This window comes from Stenotrophomonas sp. CCNWLW162, from assembly GCF_037203745.1.
Lineage (GTDB): Bacteria > Pseudomonadota > Gammaproteobacteria > Xanthomonadales > Xanthomonadaceae > Stenotrophomonas > Stenotrophomonas maltophilia_AQ.
On the sequence record NZ_JBBCBL010000001.1, the window covers coordinates 577,729 to 591,631 of the forward strand.

Below are 13,903 nucleotides of genomic sequence, written 5' to 3' on the forward strand. Positions count from 1 at the left end.
CTGTCTGAAAACGGGGGACAATAAGGCACACAGTATAGCGGGTCCGCCCTGCCCGCCGGACTGCGACGCTGCGGCCGTCGCCACCACCGCGGGGGTATGCGAAACTGCAACGATGACAATCGTTCTCATCGCCGTCCTGCTCTACCTGGCTGCCAGTGTCCTGCTGGTGCGCGCGCTCGGCCGCGATGAAACCACCGGCTCCCCGGTCTGGCTGTGGCCGGCCCTGCCAGCGATGCTGCTGCATGGCGGCTACCACGTGATGGTGGCGATGCGCACCAACGGCGGGCCGGACATGCACTTCTTCGCCGCACTGTCGCTGGTCGGCCTGGGCATGGCCTGGCTGACCTCGCTGGTCGGCGCGCGCGGGCGCATGTCGGCACTGGGCGTGGTGGTGTTCCCGCTGGCCGCGGTACTGCTGCTGGCCTACCACGGCTACGGCCACGAACCGAGCAAGGTGCTGGGCTGGCGCCTGGCCAGCCACGCCTGGCTGGCGCTTCTGGCCTACGCCACGCTGAGCATCGCCGCGCTGCTGGCAATCATGCTGTGGCTGCAGGAGCGCGCCCTGCGTCGCCGCGAGTTCCGCCCGTGGCTGCGGGCGCTGCCGCCGCTGGCCGACCTGGAATCGCTGCTGTTCCGGGTGATCACCGTCGGCTTCGCGCTGCTGACCCTGACCCTGGTCACCGGCGTGCTGTTCGTCGACGACCTGCTGGCGCAGAAGCTGGTGCACAAGACCGTGCTGAGCGTGCTGTCGTGGATCGTATTCGGTGTGCTGCTGATCGGCCGCCGACGCAACGGCTGGCGCGGCATGAAAGCGGTGCACTGGACGCTGGCGGCGATGCTGTTGCTGTTGCTGGCGTTCTTCGGCAGCCAGTTCGTGATCGAACTGGTGTTCGGGCATTCGCGATAAAGGCGTGCCGGCCGCTGGCCGGCAATCGCACATGGAGTAGCTCCACGCCATGCGTGGATGCCGTCGGCAGTTCAGGGCACCGGCTGGGCCAGGATCCTGCGCACCGAACGACCGCTGTTGGTGAGGATGTCGTCCACCTGCCAGCAGCCCTGGCCTTCGCGCACCATCGGCAGGCGGGTCAGGTAGGCCGTATTCCATACCGAATAGCGCATTTCAACCTGGCCCGTAGTGGCCGAGATCTCTTTCCAGCTGTATCGCACCGGGCTGTCGATGTCACCATCCTGGGCGTCCAGCCACGGATCGGAATCGATGGTGCAGATGCCTTCCTCACGCGTCTGGCAGGCGCGCTCGCCACGCAGGGCCTTGACGAAGGCCGGGCTGACCAGCGCCGGCGGCGGTTCCAGCAGATCGCCATTGCCGGTGGTTGCCTCGTAGAAGGCACGGGCCACAGCCACTGGTTCCTGGCAGGCCGGCGCAGCCTGCACGGCGGGGGCCAGCAGCAGCCCGGCGATCACGAACATCCCTGTCTTTCGCATGTATATCTCCTTGAGGTAGTGCCGGCCGCTGGCCGGCAACACAGGATCTCATGGCGTTGCCGGCCAGCGGCCGGCACTGCCCGATATCACGCTTACAACCCGTAACGCTCGATCACGTCCAGGTGCGGCTGGCGATCCTGGTCACAGGCCTCGGCCAGGCGCAGCCAGCAGTGCGGGTGCGGCCACTTCGCGGTCTCCTGCTGCAGGAGGCGGTGCAGCGCCAGCGGCGCATGATCCTGCGGCTGGGCGACGGTGAACAGCACGCCCGGCAGGGTGCCCTCCTCCATGTCCGGATCGGTCACGGTGTAGTCCGCACGGCTGTGCGACCACACCTTCCAGCCCTGCGCCTCGGCGGCTTCGACGAAGGCATTCCACGCGTCCTCGCCCGGATGCGCGCCATCGACCAGCCAGCTGCGGGCAAAGCCGCCGCGCTCCAGCACATGCACCTGCGCATAGGTCGGGATGAAATGCTCGCGCGCTTCCTCTTCCTCCGGCGCCGGATGCACCAGCGCGGCGTCGAACACCACCCAGTCGCCCACCTGCTGCGCACGATTGGCCGGCGCGTTCTCGACGATGCGTGCGGTCACCGGGCCACTACGGCGTGCGTAGTACTCCATCGGCTCGCCGTTCTCTTCGCTGCGGATGATCACCCAGCCCCACGGCTCCTCGACCACGCCGTCCTGGCTGGACAGCTCCATGCCGATCGCCGCCGCCGAGCGACGCACCGCGTCCCAGTCGCGTGCCGCGCTGGCCGCACTCATGTGGTCCCAGTGCGCGGCGCTGGGTTCTTCCAGCAACTCCACCAGCTGCGCATAGCTGGCCTGCGCCTCGCTGAAGCGACCGGTTTCCATGTACATCCGCGCCAGCGTGCCGCGTGCGCCATGCGAGCCCGGCGAGGCCGCCAGCAGCGCCTGCGCGGCCTGCTCCAGCGCCGGCCAGTCCGACACGCGGCGGGCGCGCTGCACCTCGCACCAGTGCGCAAACACCGGCACACTGCCGCGATAGGTATCCGCCAGCAGGCGCAGGCCGTCGTCGTCGCCCTGCTCGGCCAGCCAGCGCATCAGCGTGTAGGCGGCCGGGCCATCATCCTGCGTGTGCGCGCGCACGAAGCGCCACAGCAATGCGCGCGCTTCCGTCTGTGCACCACAGGCGCTCAGCGCGGAGGCGGCCATTTCTGCCAGCGCCTCATCATCTGGCAGCTGCGCCTGTGCCTGCAGCAGCCACTGCGCCTCACGTTCGGGATCGCGCGACTGATTCTGCTCCCCCTGCTCGTTCAGCCAAGCCAGCAGTTCAGCGGCCGGCACCGGCAGCGGTGCGACCTCCGGCAACGCATCGATGCGCGCAGCCAGGCCCGCCACCAGCGCAGCCGCACCGCGGTCCTGGCGCAGCTGCGCCAGATGGCTACGGGCAAGCTCCAGCTGGCGCTGCGCGACCCAGCGCGCGCCACGCTGCAGGGCCAGCTCCAGGCTCAGCGCGGCCACCTCGATCAGCAGGCGGTGCGAGCCGACGCGGGCGAAGTGTTCGATGATGGTATTGAAGCGCGTGCCCAGGTCCCAGGTATTGCGCGTCGGATCACGCTGGCATAGTGCGGCAGCTGTGTTCGCCCACAGCCGCCAGTATGTCGGCGTCAGCTCGCTCCACGGCACCAGCTGCTGCACGGACTCTTCGTCGCGGCCGAGCTGGGCCAGCGCCCACGCCTTGGACAGGCGGCGCGGCACCGTGCAGTTGGCCGGCTCGTACTCGCCGGACGCGGCCACTTCGGCCTCGCGCTTCTCGATCAGTACCAGCGCTTCCTCGGCGCGGCCCATGCCCAGCAGGATCTTGATCTGCATCTCCGGGAAGCTGTCGAACACTTCCTTGCCGCAGGCTTCGATCGCATCCGACTGCACCTGCAGGTAGTCCAGCGCGTCCTGGCCGCGGCCATCATCAAGCAGTGCATCGGCCTTCTCGCAGCTCAGGCACTGGAAGCAGGCCCAGCTCGGGTCGATGCGACCCAGTGTTTCATCGCACACCTCGATACGTTCCGGCACCCAGCCCGGGCCATCGATGTTGCCGTAGCAGGCAGCCAGATCCTGGGTCACGCAGATCGACTGCGGGCACTCCAGCGTGTCCTCGCGGTGTGCACGCTCGAACAGCGCCACGGCTTCGCCCAGCGCGCTTTCGCCTTCGACGCGGTTGCCGACGCGGTTGCGCAGTGCCCAGTGGCCGACGTAGACGTCGACCCAGGGGTTGTCCAGCGCCTTGCCCAGCGCACGTGCTTCGGGCAGCAGTGCGTCGACGCGGTCGACCTGCAGTTCGCTGACCTCGTCGGCGAGACGGTTCAGCAGGTGCGCGTTCTGCGCCTGGCCGGCCTGGCGCAGGTCACCCTGCAGTTTTTCGACCCAGTTCCAGATGTCCATGGGGTAAATGCTCCTGTCTAGCGAAGGCTGGATGAGAAGGGGTGGTGCTCAACGCAGCATCTGCTGCAGGGCACCGGCAATATCGGCGAAGGCGCCATTGAGATCCGGGCCCGGCGTGGCAGCCGTGCGGGCCAGCGGACGGCCCTGCGCGGCGACGATGATCTTCAGCGAACGCAACAGGCGTGCAGCGGCTTCGGCCTGCGGATGTCCGTCGCGCTGGGCGCGCAGCAGGGCCTGCACCGCCGGGTTGTCGAGATTGAGGTACAGCCGCGACGGCGCGCGCGATTCGATGCGCGCGGTGAACTGCCGGGCCAGGCGCAGCGCCGCCATTGAAACGCGCTTGTCGTTCTCGTCGTCTTCCAGGCGCTGCTTCAGCTCGGCCTCGCGGTCGGGCACCACCACTACCGGCAGCGCCTCCGGGCTGAAGCGTGCCGGCAGCAGCTGTTCACCATCGCCCAGCTGCTCGCGCAGCCACGCCAGCTGCGTCTCATCAAGGGTGTCATCGGTACGGAACAGCGCGCGATTGCCCTGCTCGGTGCCGAGTTCGACCAGACGCAGGCCCTTGGCCTGGGCCCAGCGCCGCAGGAACGGCACCACCGCATAGCGATGGCCGTGCGCCACCGGTACGCCCATCGCGCGGAACAGCATTTCCTCGAAGCCGCCGCCGTTGTCGAGGATGACGTGCACCGCGCCACGTGCCGGCAACGCGCTGGCCGGCAGGTCGCCCTGCGAGGTCGGCACGCGAACATGCTCCAGCAGCAGTTCGAACAGGCGGTCATCACACAGCGCCGCTCCCAGCAGTGCCTCGTTGTGGCGGCTCAGCACGCGCCGCCAGGCTTCCGGCTGTTGCCGTGCGACGTCGGCCAGGCCATCGATCAGCGCTTCCAGCAATGCATGCTGCACGGCGCGGTACTGGTCGTCACGCTGCAGGTCCTCGCGACTGGCAGTGGGCGTCAGCCGCGAGGATTCGATCACACCGCCGATGAAGCCGGCCCACGGCGGCAGCAGATCGCGCGCATCATCGTCCAGCAGCATCCCGCGCACGAACACCGACAGGTTGCGGTTGTCACTGGTGCCGTAAGTGGCACCGTCCTGTACCCACAACATGCCTGTGGCATCGCTGTCGCCATCGGCACGCAACGGCACAGTCACGATGGGCTCGAAATCATGCTCGAAGCGCGCCGCAAACTGCAGCGCCTGGCGCCGCGCCTGCACCGGATGCACGGCGACCTCTCCCTGGCCGCGCCAGGGCGGCGGCTCAGGGTTGAGCGCCTCGGCCCCGGCACCGATGAAAATCGGCTCGGACAGCAGCGCGCAATAGCGGCCCAGCACCTCGTGCAAGCGCGCTTCGTTGGCCAGTGGCAGGAAATCCGGATGCAGCTCCAGCTCCACCTCGGTGCCAACCGCACGCGCAGGCATTTCACTGACGGTGTACTGCTCGGCGTTGCTGGACACGTATAGGTGCCCCAGCTCCGGCGTCTGGTACGAGGTGGTGCGCACGCTGACCCGGCGTGCCAGCACGAACGCCGACAGGAAGCCGAGGCCGAACATGCCGATCAGGCCTTCATCGTCCTCGCCGCCTTGGCGCAGGCCACGGGTGTAGCCAACGCCGACGGTGGCCAGGTAATCATGGATCTCCTGGCGGGTCAGGCCGGCGCCGGTATCGCTGATGCGCAGCACGCCAGCGGCGGCATCGACCTGCACCGAAATGCGCGAGGGCACCTCGACGCCAGGCTGTTCAATGCGACGGCGGATGATCGAGTCGTGCGCGTTCTGCACCAGCTCGCGCAGCGCCACCACCGGGGTGGAATACAGGTGCTTGCCCAGCACCGTCATCAGTCCATTGAGATCGACCCCGGCGCGACGGATTTCGGCGTTGGGGGCGGTGAGTGCGGTGTCCTGCATGTAATCGGTTACTCCTGGGCACGGAAAGACGCCAGAGGGCGCCTTCGTCGAGCGGGAAAAACTAGCACAGGGAGGCTGACCGTTGCCGTGTTTGAGGTCGTATTCCAGATCCGCGCCGGTAGCGCCGGGCATGGTCCGGCGCTACCGGCGCGGTCACGCCGCGTCGATGGCCTCGGACAGGCGCTCCACTGCGATCACTTCCATGCCCTTCACCGAACCACCCTTCGGCGCATTGGCCTTGGGCACGATGGCGCGCTTGAAACCATGGGTGGCGGCTTCGCGCAGGCGGTCCTCGCCGTTGGGCACCGGGCGGATCTCGCCGGACAGGCCGACTTCGCCAAAAGCAATCGTCTTTTCCGCCAGCGGGCGGTCCTGCAGCGAGGACAGAACCGCCAGCAGCACCGGCAGATCGGCCGCGGTTTCCTGCACGCGGATGCCACCCACGACATTCACGAACACGTCCTGGTCGCCGACCAGCACGCCGCCGTGGCGATGCAGTACCGCCAGCAGCATCGCCAGGCGGTTCTGCTCCAGGCCGACCGCGACACGGCGCGGGTTCGACAGCGGCGAGGCATCGACCAGCGCCTGTACTTCCACCAGCAGCGGCCGCGTGCCCTCGCGGGTGACCATGACGCAACTGCCCGGCTGGTGGGTACTGCCACCAGACAGGAAGATCGCCGACGGGTTGGAGACCTCCTTCAGGCCCTTGTCGCCCATCGCGAACACGCCCAGCTCGTTGACCGCACCGAAGCGGTTCTTGAACGCGCGCAGCAGGCGGAAGCGGCTGCCGCTCTCGCCTTCGAAGTACAGCACGGCATCGACCATGTGCTCCAGCACGCGCGGGCCGGCGATGCCGCCCTCCTTGGTCACGTGGCCGACCAGGAACACGGCGGTGCCGGTCTCCTTGGCGAAGCGCACCAGCCGTGCCGCGCTCTCGCGCACCTGGCTGACCGAACCCGGCGCGGCGGTCAGGCTCTCGGTCCACAGGGTCTGCACCGAGTCGGCCACGATCAGCCGCGGGCCGGCCTTGGACGCGTGCTGCAGGATCGATTCGACCCCGGTCTCGGCCAGCGCGTTGACGCCGTCCAGCGGCAGTTCCAGGCGATGCGCGCGGCCGGCTACCTGGGCCAGCGATTCCTCGCCGGTGACGTACAACACCGGCAGCACGGCCGCCATCCTAGCCACCGCCTGCAGCAGCAGGGTCGATTTGCCGATGCCCGGGTCGCCACCGACCAGCACCACCGCGCCCTCGACCAAGCCACCACCCAGCACGCGATCGAACTCGCCGATGCCGGTCGAGACCCGGCGATGCTCGGTCTGCTCGACGTCCTTCAGCGCGGTGATCTTTGGCGGGTCGATCTTGCCGGCCCAGCCGGCCCGGCGCGAGGCCGGCGCCTTGGCCGCCGCCGCGCTTTCCAGCACGATTTCCGACAGCGAGTTCCAGGCATTGCACTCGGTGCATTGGCCCTGCCACTTGCTGAATTCGGCGCCGCATTCATTGCAGACGTAGGCGGTGCGGGCTTTAGCCATCGGATGATTTCCAGCAACGGGAACAGGCGTGGCAGGATAGCCGAGCCGGGTCGCAGCTGCTGCGACCGCTCAAGTCCCGCCCACCTGCGCCGATAGGGGTCGCGGGCGTGCGCCTTGCGGGCGCCCCTCCCTCCCCCACTGGATCCGAAATGACTGGCAGTTACAGTCAGAGCCTGGTCACCATCTCCCTGCTGGTGGCCATTCTTGCTTCGTACACGGCGCTGGACATGGCCGGCCGGCTGGCCACGGCCGAAGGCCGCGTGGCGCGCTGGTGGCTGGCCGGTGGCGCGGCGGCGATGGGCCTGGGCATCTGGTCGATGCACTTCATCGGCATGCTCGCCTTCGACCTGCCGATCCCGGTCGGCTACGACCTCGGCATCACCCTGTACTCGCTGGCGGTGTCGATCGGTGCTTCGGCCTATGCACTATGGCTGGTGTCGCGGCCCAGCCTGCCCTGGCGACGGTTGCTGGCCGGGGCGGTGCTGATGGGGCTGGGCATCGCCACCATGCACTACCTGGGCATGGCCGCGATGCGCATGCAGCCGGGTATCGAATATCACCCAGGCTGGTTCGCCGCCTCCATTGCGGTGGCCATCGGTGCCGCAGGTGCGGCGCTGTGGATCGCCTTCCGGCTGCGGGCCGAGCAGCGCAACACGCTGCGCCTGCGCGCCCTGGCCTCGCTGGTGATGGGCCTGGCCATCGTTGGCATGCATTACACCGGCATGGCCGCCGCACGTTTCCCTGAAGGCAGCATCTGCGGCGCGGTCGGCAGTGGCGGCATCGACACCCGCTGGCTGGCGGTGCTGGTGATCGTCACCACCGTGGCCACGCTGGGCATCGCTCTGGTCGCCTCGCTGTTCGACCGGCAGATGCGCGTGCGCACCGGCCTGCTGGCCGATTCGCTGGCGCACGCCAACGACAAGCTGATCCAGGCCGCCCTGCATGACCCGTTGACCCAGCTGCCGAACCGCATGCTGCTGCAGGACCGCATCGAGCAGGCCATCGAGAAGGCGCACCGTCGTGGCCGCGCGGTGGCGGTGATGTTCTGCGACCTGGACGGCTTCAAGGCGGTCAACGATGCCTACGGCCACCAATTGGGCGACCGCCTGCTGGTGGCGGTGGCACAGCGCATCGGCGGCCTGCTGCGGCCGCAGGACACCTTCGCCCGCCTCGGCGGCGACGAGTTCGTGATCGTGCTGGCCATCGATATCCCGGACGACGCGGTGGTGGTGGCCGAACGCATCATCGCCGCCGCCGGCGAGCCGTTCACGCTGGATGCGGCCGAACTGCAGGTCAGCGCCAGTCTCGGCATCGCCCTGTACCCGGACGATGCCAGCAACGAGCGCGAGCTGATGGCGCACGCCGACGCGGCGATGTACCACACCAAGGAAACCGGCCGTAACGGCTATACCTTCTTCACTCCGTCGATGCAGCTCAGTGCCAACCGCCAGCTGCGCCTGCTGCAGGACCTGCGCAAGGCGATCGCGCGTGACGAGCTGCTGCTGCACTACCAGCCGAAGTTCCCGGCCGCTGGCGCACCGGCTACCGGCGCCGAGGCCCTGCTGCGCTGGCAGCACCCGGAACTGGGCCTGCTGGCGCCCGATGTGTTCATTCCCATCGCCGAGCGCAGCGGCCTGATCCTGCCGATCGGCGACTGGGTACTGGACCGCGCCTGTGCGCAGCTGCGTGCATGGCACGAGGCCGGGCATACGGAATGGTCGATGGCGGTGAACCTGTCGCCGCTGCAGTTCGCCTCGCCGGCGCTGCTGGACAGCGTGCGCGAGGTGCTGCAACGGCACCGGATCGAACCGGCGCGGCTGACCCTGGAAATCACCGAGACCACGGCGATGAAGGATGTCGACGCCAGCCTGGCGATCCTCAACGATCTGACCGCGATGGGCGTGCATATCGCCATCGACGATTTCGGCACCGGCTACTCCAGCCTGCTGTACCTGAAGCGGATGCCGGCCACCGAACTCAAGATCGACCATGCGTTCGTGCACGACCTGGAGCGCAACGACGAGGACGCCGCCATCGTGTCGTCGATCATCGCGCTGGGCCGCACCCTGCAGTTGCAGGTGGTGGCCGAAGGCGTGGAGACCCAGGCACAGCGTGAGTACCTGAGCGAACTGGGTTGCGACCAGTTGCAGGGCTACCACCTGGGGCGGCCGATGGAAGCGGACGAGTTCCTGCGCCGGGTGGGTTGAGCCGGCGGTTCATCCACGCATGCCGTGAATCTACGGGTAGTGCCGGCCGCTGGCCGGCTTCCCGCAATTGCCGGCCAGCGGCCGGCACTACCACCACACACCTGCCATGTCCGGCGGCATTGATGCGTCGCCGGGCATCACCCGGCGCTACCAGTAAACAAAAAGGCCGCCCGAGGGCGGCCTTTCTGCGTGGCAACGTCGCGAAGACGTCAGTGCATCATGTGCACGTTCATGTTGTGCATGACCCACAGGGTACCGACCACGATGATGCCGATCACCACCACGGTGAAGGCCGCAGCGTTGACGTTCCAGCGGCTTTCCGAAGAGCGGTCCAGGTGCAGGAAGAACACCAGGTGGACCAGCATCTGCAGTACCGCGGTGATCGCGATCACCACACCGTTGACGGTGCGCGAGAAGTCGCCCGACATCACCATCCAGAACGGGATGACGGTCAGCACCACCGCCAGCACGAAGCCGATCAGGTACGACTTCACGCTGCCATGGCTTTCGCCGCCGGCGGCATGGTCGTGTGCATGGTTGTCATGTGCCATTACAGCGCTCCATTGAGGTAGACGACGGAGAACACGCCGATCCAGATCAGGTCCAGGAAGTGCCAGAACAGGCTCAGGCACGCCATGCGGGTCTTGTTGGTCGGGGTCAGGCCGTACTTCTTCAGCTGCACGAACATCACCAGCAGCCACAGCAGGCCGGCGCTGACGTGCAGGCCGTGGGTACCGACCAGGGCGAAGAACGCCGACAGGAAGGCACTACGGTCCGGACCATAGCCCTGATGGATCAGGTGCTGGAATTCCCACACTTCCATGCACATGAAGCCGAAGCCCAGCAGCCAGGTGATGCCCAGCCACAGGTACATCTGGCCCATCTGCTTGCGGTGCATGGCAATCATGCCCAGGCCGAAGGTCAGCGAGGAGGTCAGCAGCAGCGCGGTTTCCCATGCCACGAACGGCAGTTCGAACAGGTCCTTCGCGGTCGGGCCGCCATCGGTACCGCCGGCCAGCACCACATAGGTGGCGAACAGCGAGGCGAAGATGAGGCAGTCGCTCATCAGGTACACCCAGAAACCGAAGACGGTGTTGCCGCCGGTGTCGTGGTGCTCGTGGTCGTCATGGCCATGGGCCGCCGCTTGCGCGGCGTGCCCGTGGCTCAGGGTCGAGGTATTGGTGCTCATGCCTTCAGCTCCGACTTCACCAGGCCCTGGGATTCCAGGTGCTTGCGGTGTTCGTTCTCGATGCGTTCCACCTCGGCAGCCGGGACCCAGTAGTCCACGTCCTGGTCGAAGGTGCGGTAGATGAACGTGGCGATCATGCCGACGAAGCCGACGATGGCCAGCCACCAGATGTGCCAGATCATCGCGAAGCCGAACACCAGGCTGAAGGCACCGATGACAACGCCCGTGCCGGTGTTGCGCGGCATGTGGATGTCGGTGTACTTGGCCGGCTTCGGCCAGGCTTCACCACGCTGCTTGCGCTCCCAGAAATCGTCCAGCTCGGTGACTTCCGGCAGGCTGCCGAAGTTGTAGAAGGCCGGCGGCGAAGAGGTTTCCCACTCCAGCGTACGGGCATCCCACGGGTCGCCGGTCAGGTCGGCGGTCTTCTTGCGGTCGCGGATCGACACGGCCACCTGGATGATCTGGCACAGGATGCCGGCACCCACGATGAAGGCACCTGCGGCAGCCACCAGCAGCAGCGGCTCGTAGGCCGGGTTGACCGTGCTCTGCAGACGACGGGTCATGCCCATGAAGCCCAGCACGTACATCGGCATGAAGGTCACGTAGAAGCCGATGAACCAGCACCAGAACGCGCACTTGCCCCAGAACTCATTGAGGCGGAAGCCGAACATCTTCGGCCACCAGTAGGTGATGCCGGCGAACATGCCGAACACCACGCCGCCGATGATGACGTTGTGGAAGTGGGCGATCAGGAACAGGCTGTTGTGCAGCACGAAGTCGATGGCCGGGATCGCCAGCATCACGCCGGTCATGCCACCGATGGTGAAGGTGACCATGAAGCCGATGGTCCACAGCACGGGCGTGGTGAACTGCACGCGACCGCGGAACATGGTGAACAGCCAGTTGAAGATCTTCACGCCGGTCGGGATCGAAATGATCATCGTCGTGATGCCGAAGAAGGCATTGACGTTGGCACCCGAACCCATGGTGAAGAAGTGGTGCAGCCACACGATGAACGACAGCACGCCGATGCAGGCGGTGGCGTAGACCATGCCCTTGTAGCCGAACAGCGCCTTGCGCGAGAAGGTCGCGATGACTTCGGAGAACACACCGAACGCCGGCAGCACCAGGATATAGACTTCCGGGTGACCCCAGATCCAGATCAGGTTGATGTACAGCATGGCGTTGCCGCCACCGTCATTGGTGAAGAAGTGCGTACCCAGGTAACGGTCCAGGGTCAGCAGCACCAGGGTGATGGTCAGTACCGGGAAAGCCGCGACGATCAGCACGTTGGTCACCAGGGCGGTCCAGGTGAACACCGGCATCTGCATCAGCTTCATGCTGGGGGTACGCATCTTCAGGATGGTGATGAAGAAGTTGATACCGCTCAGCGTGGTACCCAGGCCTGCGACCTGTAGCCCCCAGATGTAGTAGTCCATGCCTACGCTTGGACTGTATTCGATGCCAGACAGTGGCGGGAACGCCAGCCAGCCGGTGGCAGCGAACTCACCGATCCACAGCGACAGCATGATCAGCACCGCGCCGGACACGAACAGCCAGAAGCTGAGCGAGTTGACGAACGGGAACGCGACGTCGCGCGCACCGATCTGCAGCGGCACGGCCAGGTTCATCAGGCCGGTGATCAGCGGCATCGCCACGAAGAAGATCATGATCACGCCGTGGGCGGTGAAGATCTGGTCGTAGTGGTGCGGCGGCAGGTAACCCTCGGACCCGCCGACGGCAAGCGCCTGCTGGGTACGCATCATGATCGCGTCGGAGAAACCGCGCAGCAGCATGACGAAGGCGACGATGAGGTACATCACGCCGATCTTCTTGTGATCCACCGAGGTGAACCACTCCTTCCACAGATAGCCCCACAGCTTGAACTTGGTGATCAGGGCCATCACGCCCAGGCCACCCAGTACTGCGCCGATCAACGTCGTCAGGACGATCGGATCGTGGGGGATCGACTCAATAGAGAGTTTTCCCAACATGTTCATTCTCCCGAGCCCGCGTGGCCGGCATGGCCTGCGTGTTCGTGTTCGTTGGCATCCAGGTTTTCACCCGATTCCTTGGAATCATGTGCATCACTGGGGGCATGGCCCTCGTGCGCTTCATGGCTGGCGGCATCGGCAGCGGCGGCACCGGCGTGCGAGTGCTTCATGCCGTAATGCTTGTTGTCGCCCATGTGCTTGGCGAGGACCCAGTCGAACAGGCCTTCTTCGGTCTTGCCGAAGTAGGTGACCGGATACCACTCGGCGTTGCGCGCATCACCCAGGGCCTTGAACGAAGCCTTGTCCAGGGTCTGATCGCCGGCGCGGACCTGGTCCAGCCACTGGCGGTATTCGGCATCGGTGACCGAGTAGGCGGTGAAATGCATCTTGGCGAAGCCCGCGCCGCTGTAGTGCGAGGACATGCCCGGGAATTCACCGGTCTCGTTGGCGATCAGATGGAGCTTGGTCTCCATCGCAGCCATCGAGTAGATCATGCTGCCCAGGTGCGGGATGAAGAAGGCATTCATCACCGTATCGGACGTGATCTTGAAGTTCAGCGGCGTGTTGACCGGGAACTTGATTTCGTTGACGACCGCCACCTTCTCTTCCGGATAGATGAACAGCCACTTCCAGTCCAGCGAGATCGCCTCGATGGTGACCGGCTTGACGTCCGATTCCAGCGGCTTGTACGGGTCCAGCGCGTGCGACGAACGCCAGGTCAGGACCGCCAGCACCAGCACGATCATGCAGGGAATGGACCACACCACCACCTCGATCGCCGTCGAGTGGGACCACTTCGGCTCGTAGCGGGCCTTGGTGTTGGAGGCGCGATACTTCCACGCGAAGGTCAGGGTCATGATGATGACCGGGATGACGACCAGCAGCATGAGCACGGTAGCCGTGATCAGCAGGGTCTTCTCATCCTGGCCGATCTGGCCCTTCGGACTGAGGATGGCCACGGCATCGCAGCCGGTGAGCATCACCAGCAACGACAGCAGCAGGCCCGGGCGCAACCAGCGCCCAAGGGTTTTCAACGGAATCATCGGTCGATCCAATTGCGAGGGAATGCCGTTCCCCGTCCTGCCTGTTCCGGCCAAAGCCGGTCCCACCTGTCCGGAAGACAGGCAGGGAGGTGGGGTCGAGTCAGCCTTTCAATTTTAGGCCGTCACGCACCATTTAAGAAAGGCATTGACAATGATCGAGCGCAGGAAAGGCCTGATTCTGACTGCGACACGT

The 13,903-nt window shown here is 66.2% G+C and carries 10 protein-coding genes; 2 read left to right on the forward strand and 8 right to left on the reverse strand.

Annotation, left to right across the window (positions count from 1 at the left end; translation table 11 throughout):
* Nucleotides 1-112: 112 nt before the first annotated feature.
* Nucleotides 113-907 carry a cytochrome C assembly family protein gene (locus tag V9K93_RS02770; protein ID WP_337302040.1) on the forward strand — a complete coding sequence of 265 codons (795 nt, stop codon included), beginning with the start codon at nt 113-115 and terminating at the stop codon, nt 905-907.
* A gap of 71 nt (nt 908-978) precedes the next feature.
* Here the strand turns inward: V9K93_RS02770 and V9K93_RS02775 are convergent, their stop codons facing one another.
* From V9K93_RS02775 to radA, 4 genes are all read right to left on the reverse strand, one after another.
* Complete coding sequence (locus V9K93_RS02775; RefSeq protein ID WP_136638329.1) at nt 979-1,443, reverse strand: YqhG/Tai3 family protein; 465 nt, start codon at nt 1,441-1,443, stop codon at nt 979-981.
* A 92-nt stretch (nt 1,444-1,535) separates the two neighbouring features.
* Nucleotides 1,536-3,842: a tetratricopeptide repeat protein gene (locus tag V9K93_RS02780; RefSeq protein ID WP_337302041.1), complete on the reverse strand. Its 2,307-nt coding sequence runs from the start codon at nt 3,840-3,842 to the stop codon at nt 1,536-1,538.
* A 48-nt stretch (nt 3,843-3,890) separates the two neighbouring features.
* A complete protein-coding gene (locus V9K93_RS02785) occupies nt 3,891-5,747 on the reverse strand; it encodes an ATP-binding protein (protein WP_337302042.1) in 1,857 nt (618 codons plus the stop codon).
* A 153-nt stretch (nt 5,748-5,900) separates the two neighbouring features.
* Nucleotides 5,901-7,277, reverse strand: coding sequence for a DNA repair protein RadA (gene radA, locus V9K93_RS02790; protein WP_337302043.1), 1,377 nt, complete (start codon nt 7,275-7,277; stop codon nt 5,901-5,903).
* A gap of 149 nt (nt 7,278-7,426) precedes the next feature.
* Between radA and V9K93_RS02795 the strand changes: the two genes are divergently transcribed.
* Entirely contained in the window at nt 7,427-9,484 is a 2,058-nt protein-coding gene (locus V9K93_RS02795) for a putative bifunctional diguanylate cyclase/phosphodiesterase (RefSeq protein WP_337302044.1), read from the forward strand.
* A gap of 209 nt (nt 9,485-9,693) precedes the next feature.
* Here V9K93_RS02795 and cyoD read toward each other — a convergent pair whose 3' ends face one another.
* Genes cyoD through cyoA form a run of 4 tightly spaced genes read right to left on the reverse strand, consistent with a single transcriptional unit; the run spans nt 9,694 to nt 13,710 of the window.
* On the reverse strand, nt 9,694-10,035 hold the full coding sequence (gene cyoD / locus V9K93_RS02800; protein WP_004148769.1) for a cytochrome o ubiquinol oxidase subunit IV: 342 nt from the start codon (nt 10,033-10,035) through the stop codon (nt 9,694-9,696).
* Nucleotides 10,035-10,673, reverse strand: a complete 639-nt coding sequence (cyoC, locus tag V9K93_RS02805; protein WP_012510428.1) for a cytochrome o ubiquinol oxidase subunit III — start codon at nt 10,671-10,673, stop codon at nt 10,035-10,037. Before cyoC ends, cyoD begins: the two co-directional genes overlap by 1 nt.
* Complete coding sequence (cyoB, locus tag V9K93_RS02810; protein ID WP_012510427.1) at nt 10,670-12,667, reverse strand: cytochrome o ubiquinol oxidase subunit I; 1,998 nt, start codon at nt 12,665-12,667, stop codon at nt 10,670-10,672. The genes cyoC and cyoB overlap by 4 nt, the downstream gene beginning before the upstream one ends.
* 2 nt (nt 12,668-12,669) lie before the next feature.
* Nucleotides 12,670-13,710, reverse strand: coding sequence for a ubiquinol oxidase subunit II (gene cyoA / locus V9K93_RS02815; RefSeq protein WP_046983282.1), 1,041 nt, complete (start codon nt 13,708-13,710; stop codon nt 12,670-12,672).
* Between the last annotated feature and the right edge of the window lie 193 nt (nt 13,711-13,903).

Coding starts and splice junctions, on each gene's coding strand:
- V9K93_RS02780 (WP_337302041.1), bottom strand. CDS start 3,842: ATGGACATCTGGAACTGGGTCGAAAAACTGCAGGGTGACCTGCGCCAG.
- V9K93_RS02775 (WP_136638329.1), bottom strand. CDS start 1,443: ATGCGAAAGACAGGGATGTTCGTGATCGCCGGGCTGCTGCTGGCCCCC.
- cyoB (WP_012510427.1), bottom strand. CDS start 12,667: ATGTTGGGAAAACTCTCTATTGAGTCGATCCCCCACGATCCGATCGTC.
- V9K93_RS02785 (WP_337302042.1), bottom strand. CDS start 5,747: ATGCAGGACACCGCACTCACCGCCCCCAACGCCGAAATCCGTCGCGCC.
- cyoD (WP_004148769.1), bottom strand. CDS start 10,035: ATGGCACATGACAACCATGCACACGACCATGCCGCCGGCGGCGAAAGC.
- radA (WP_337302043.1), bottom strand. CDS start 7,277: ATGGCTAAAGCCCGCACCGCCTACGTCTGCAATGAATGCGGCGCCGAA.
- cyoA (WP_046983282.1), bottom strand. CDS start 13,710: ATGATTCCGTTGAAAACCCTTGGGCGCTGGTTGCGCCCGGGCCTGCTG.
- V9K93_RS02770 (WP_337302040.1), top strand. CDS start 113: ATGACAATCGTTCTCATCGCCGTCCTGCTCTACCTGGCTGCCAGTGTC.
- V9K93_RS02795 (WP_337302044.1), top strand. CDS start 7,427: ATGACTGGCAGTTACAGTCAGAGCCTGGTCACCATCTCCCTGCTGGTG.
- cyoC (WP_012510428.1), bottom strand. CDS start 10,673: ATGAGCACCAATACCTCGACCCTGAGCCACGGGCACGCCGCGCAAGCG.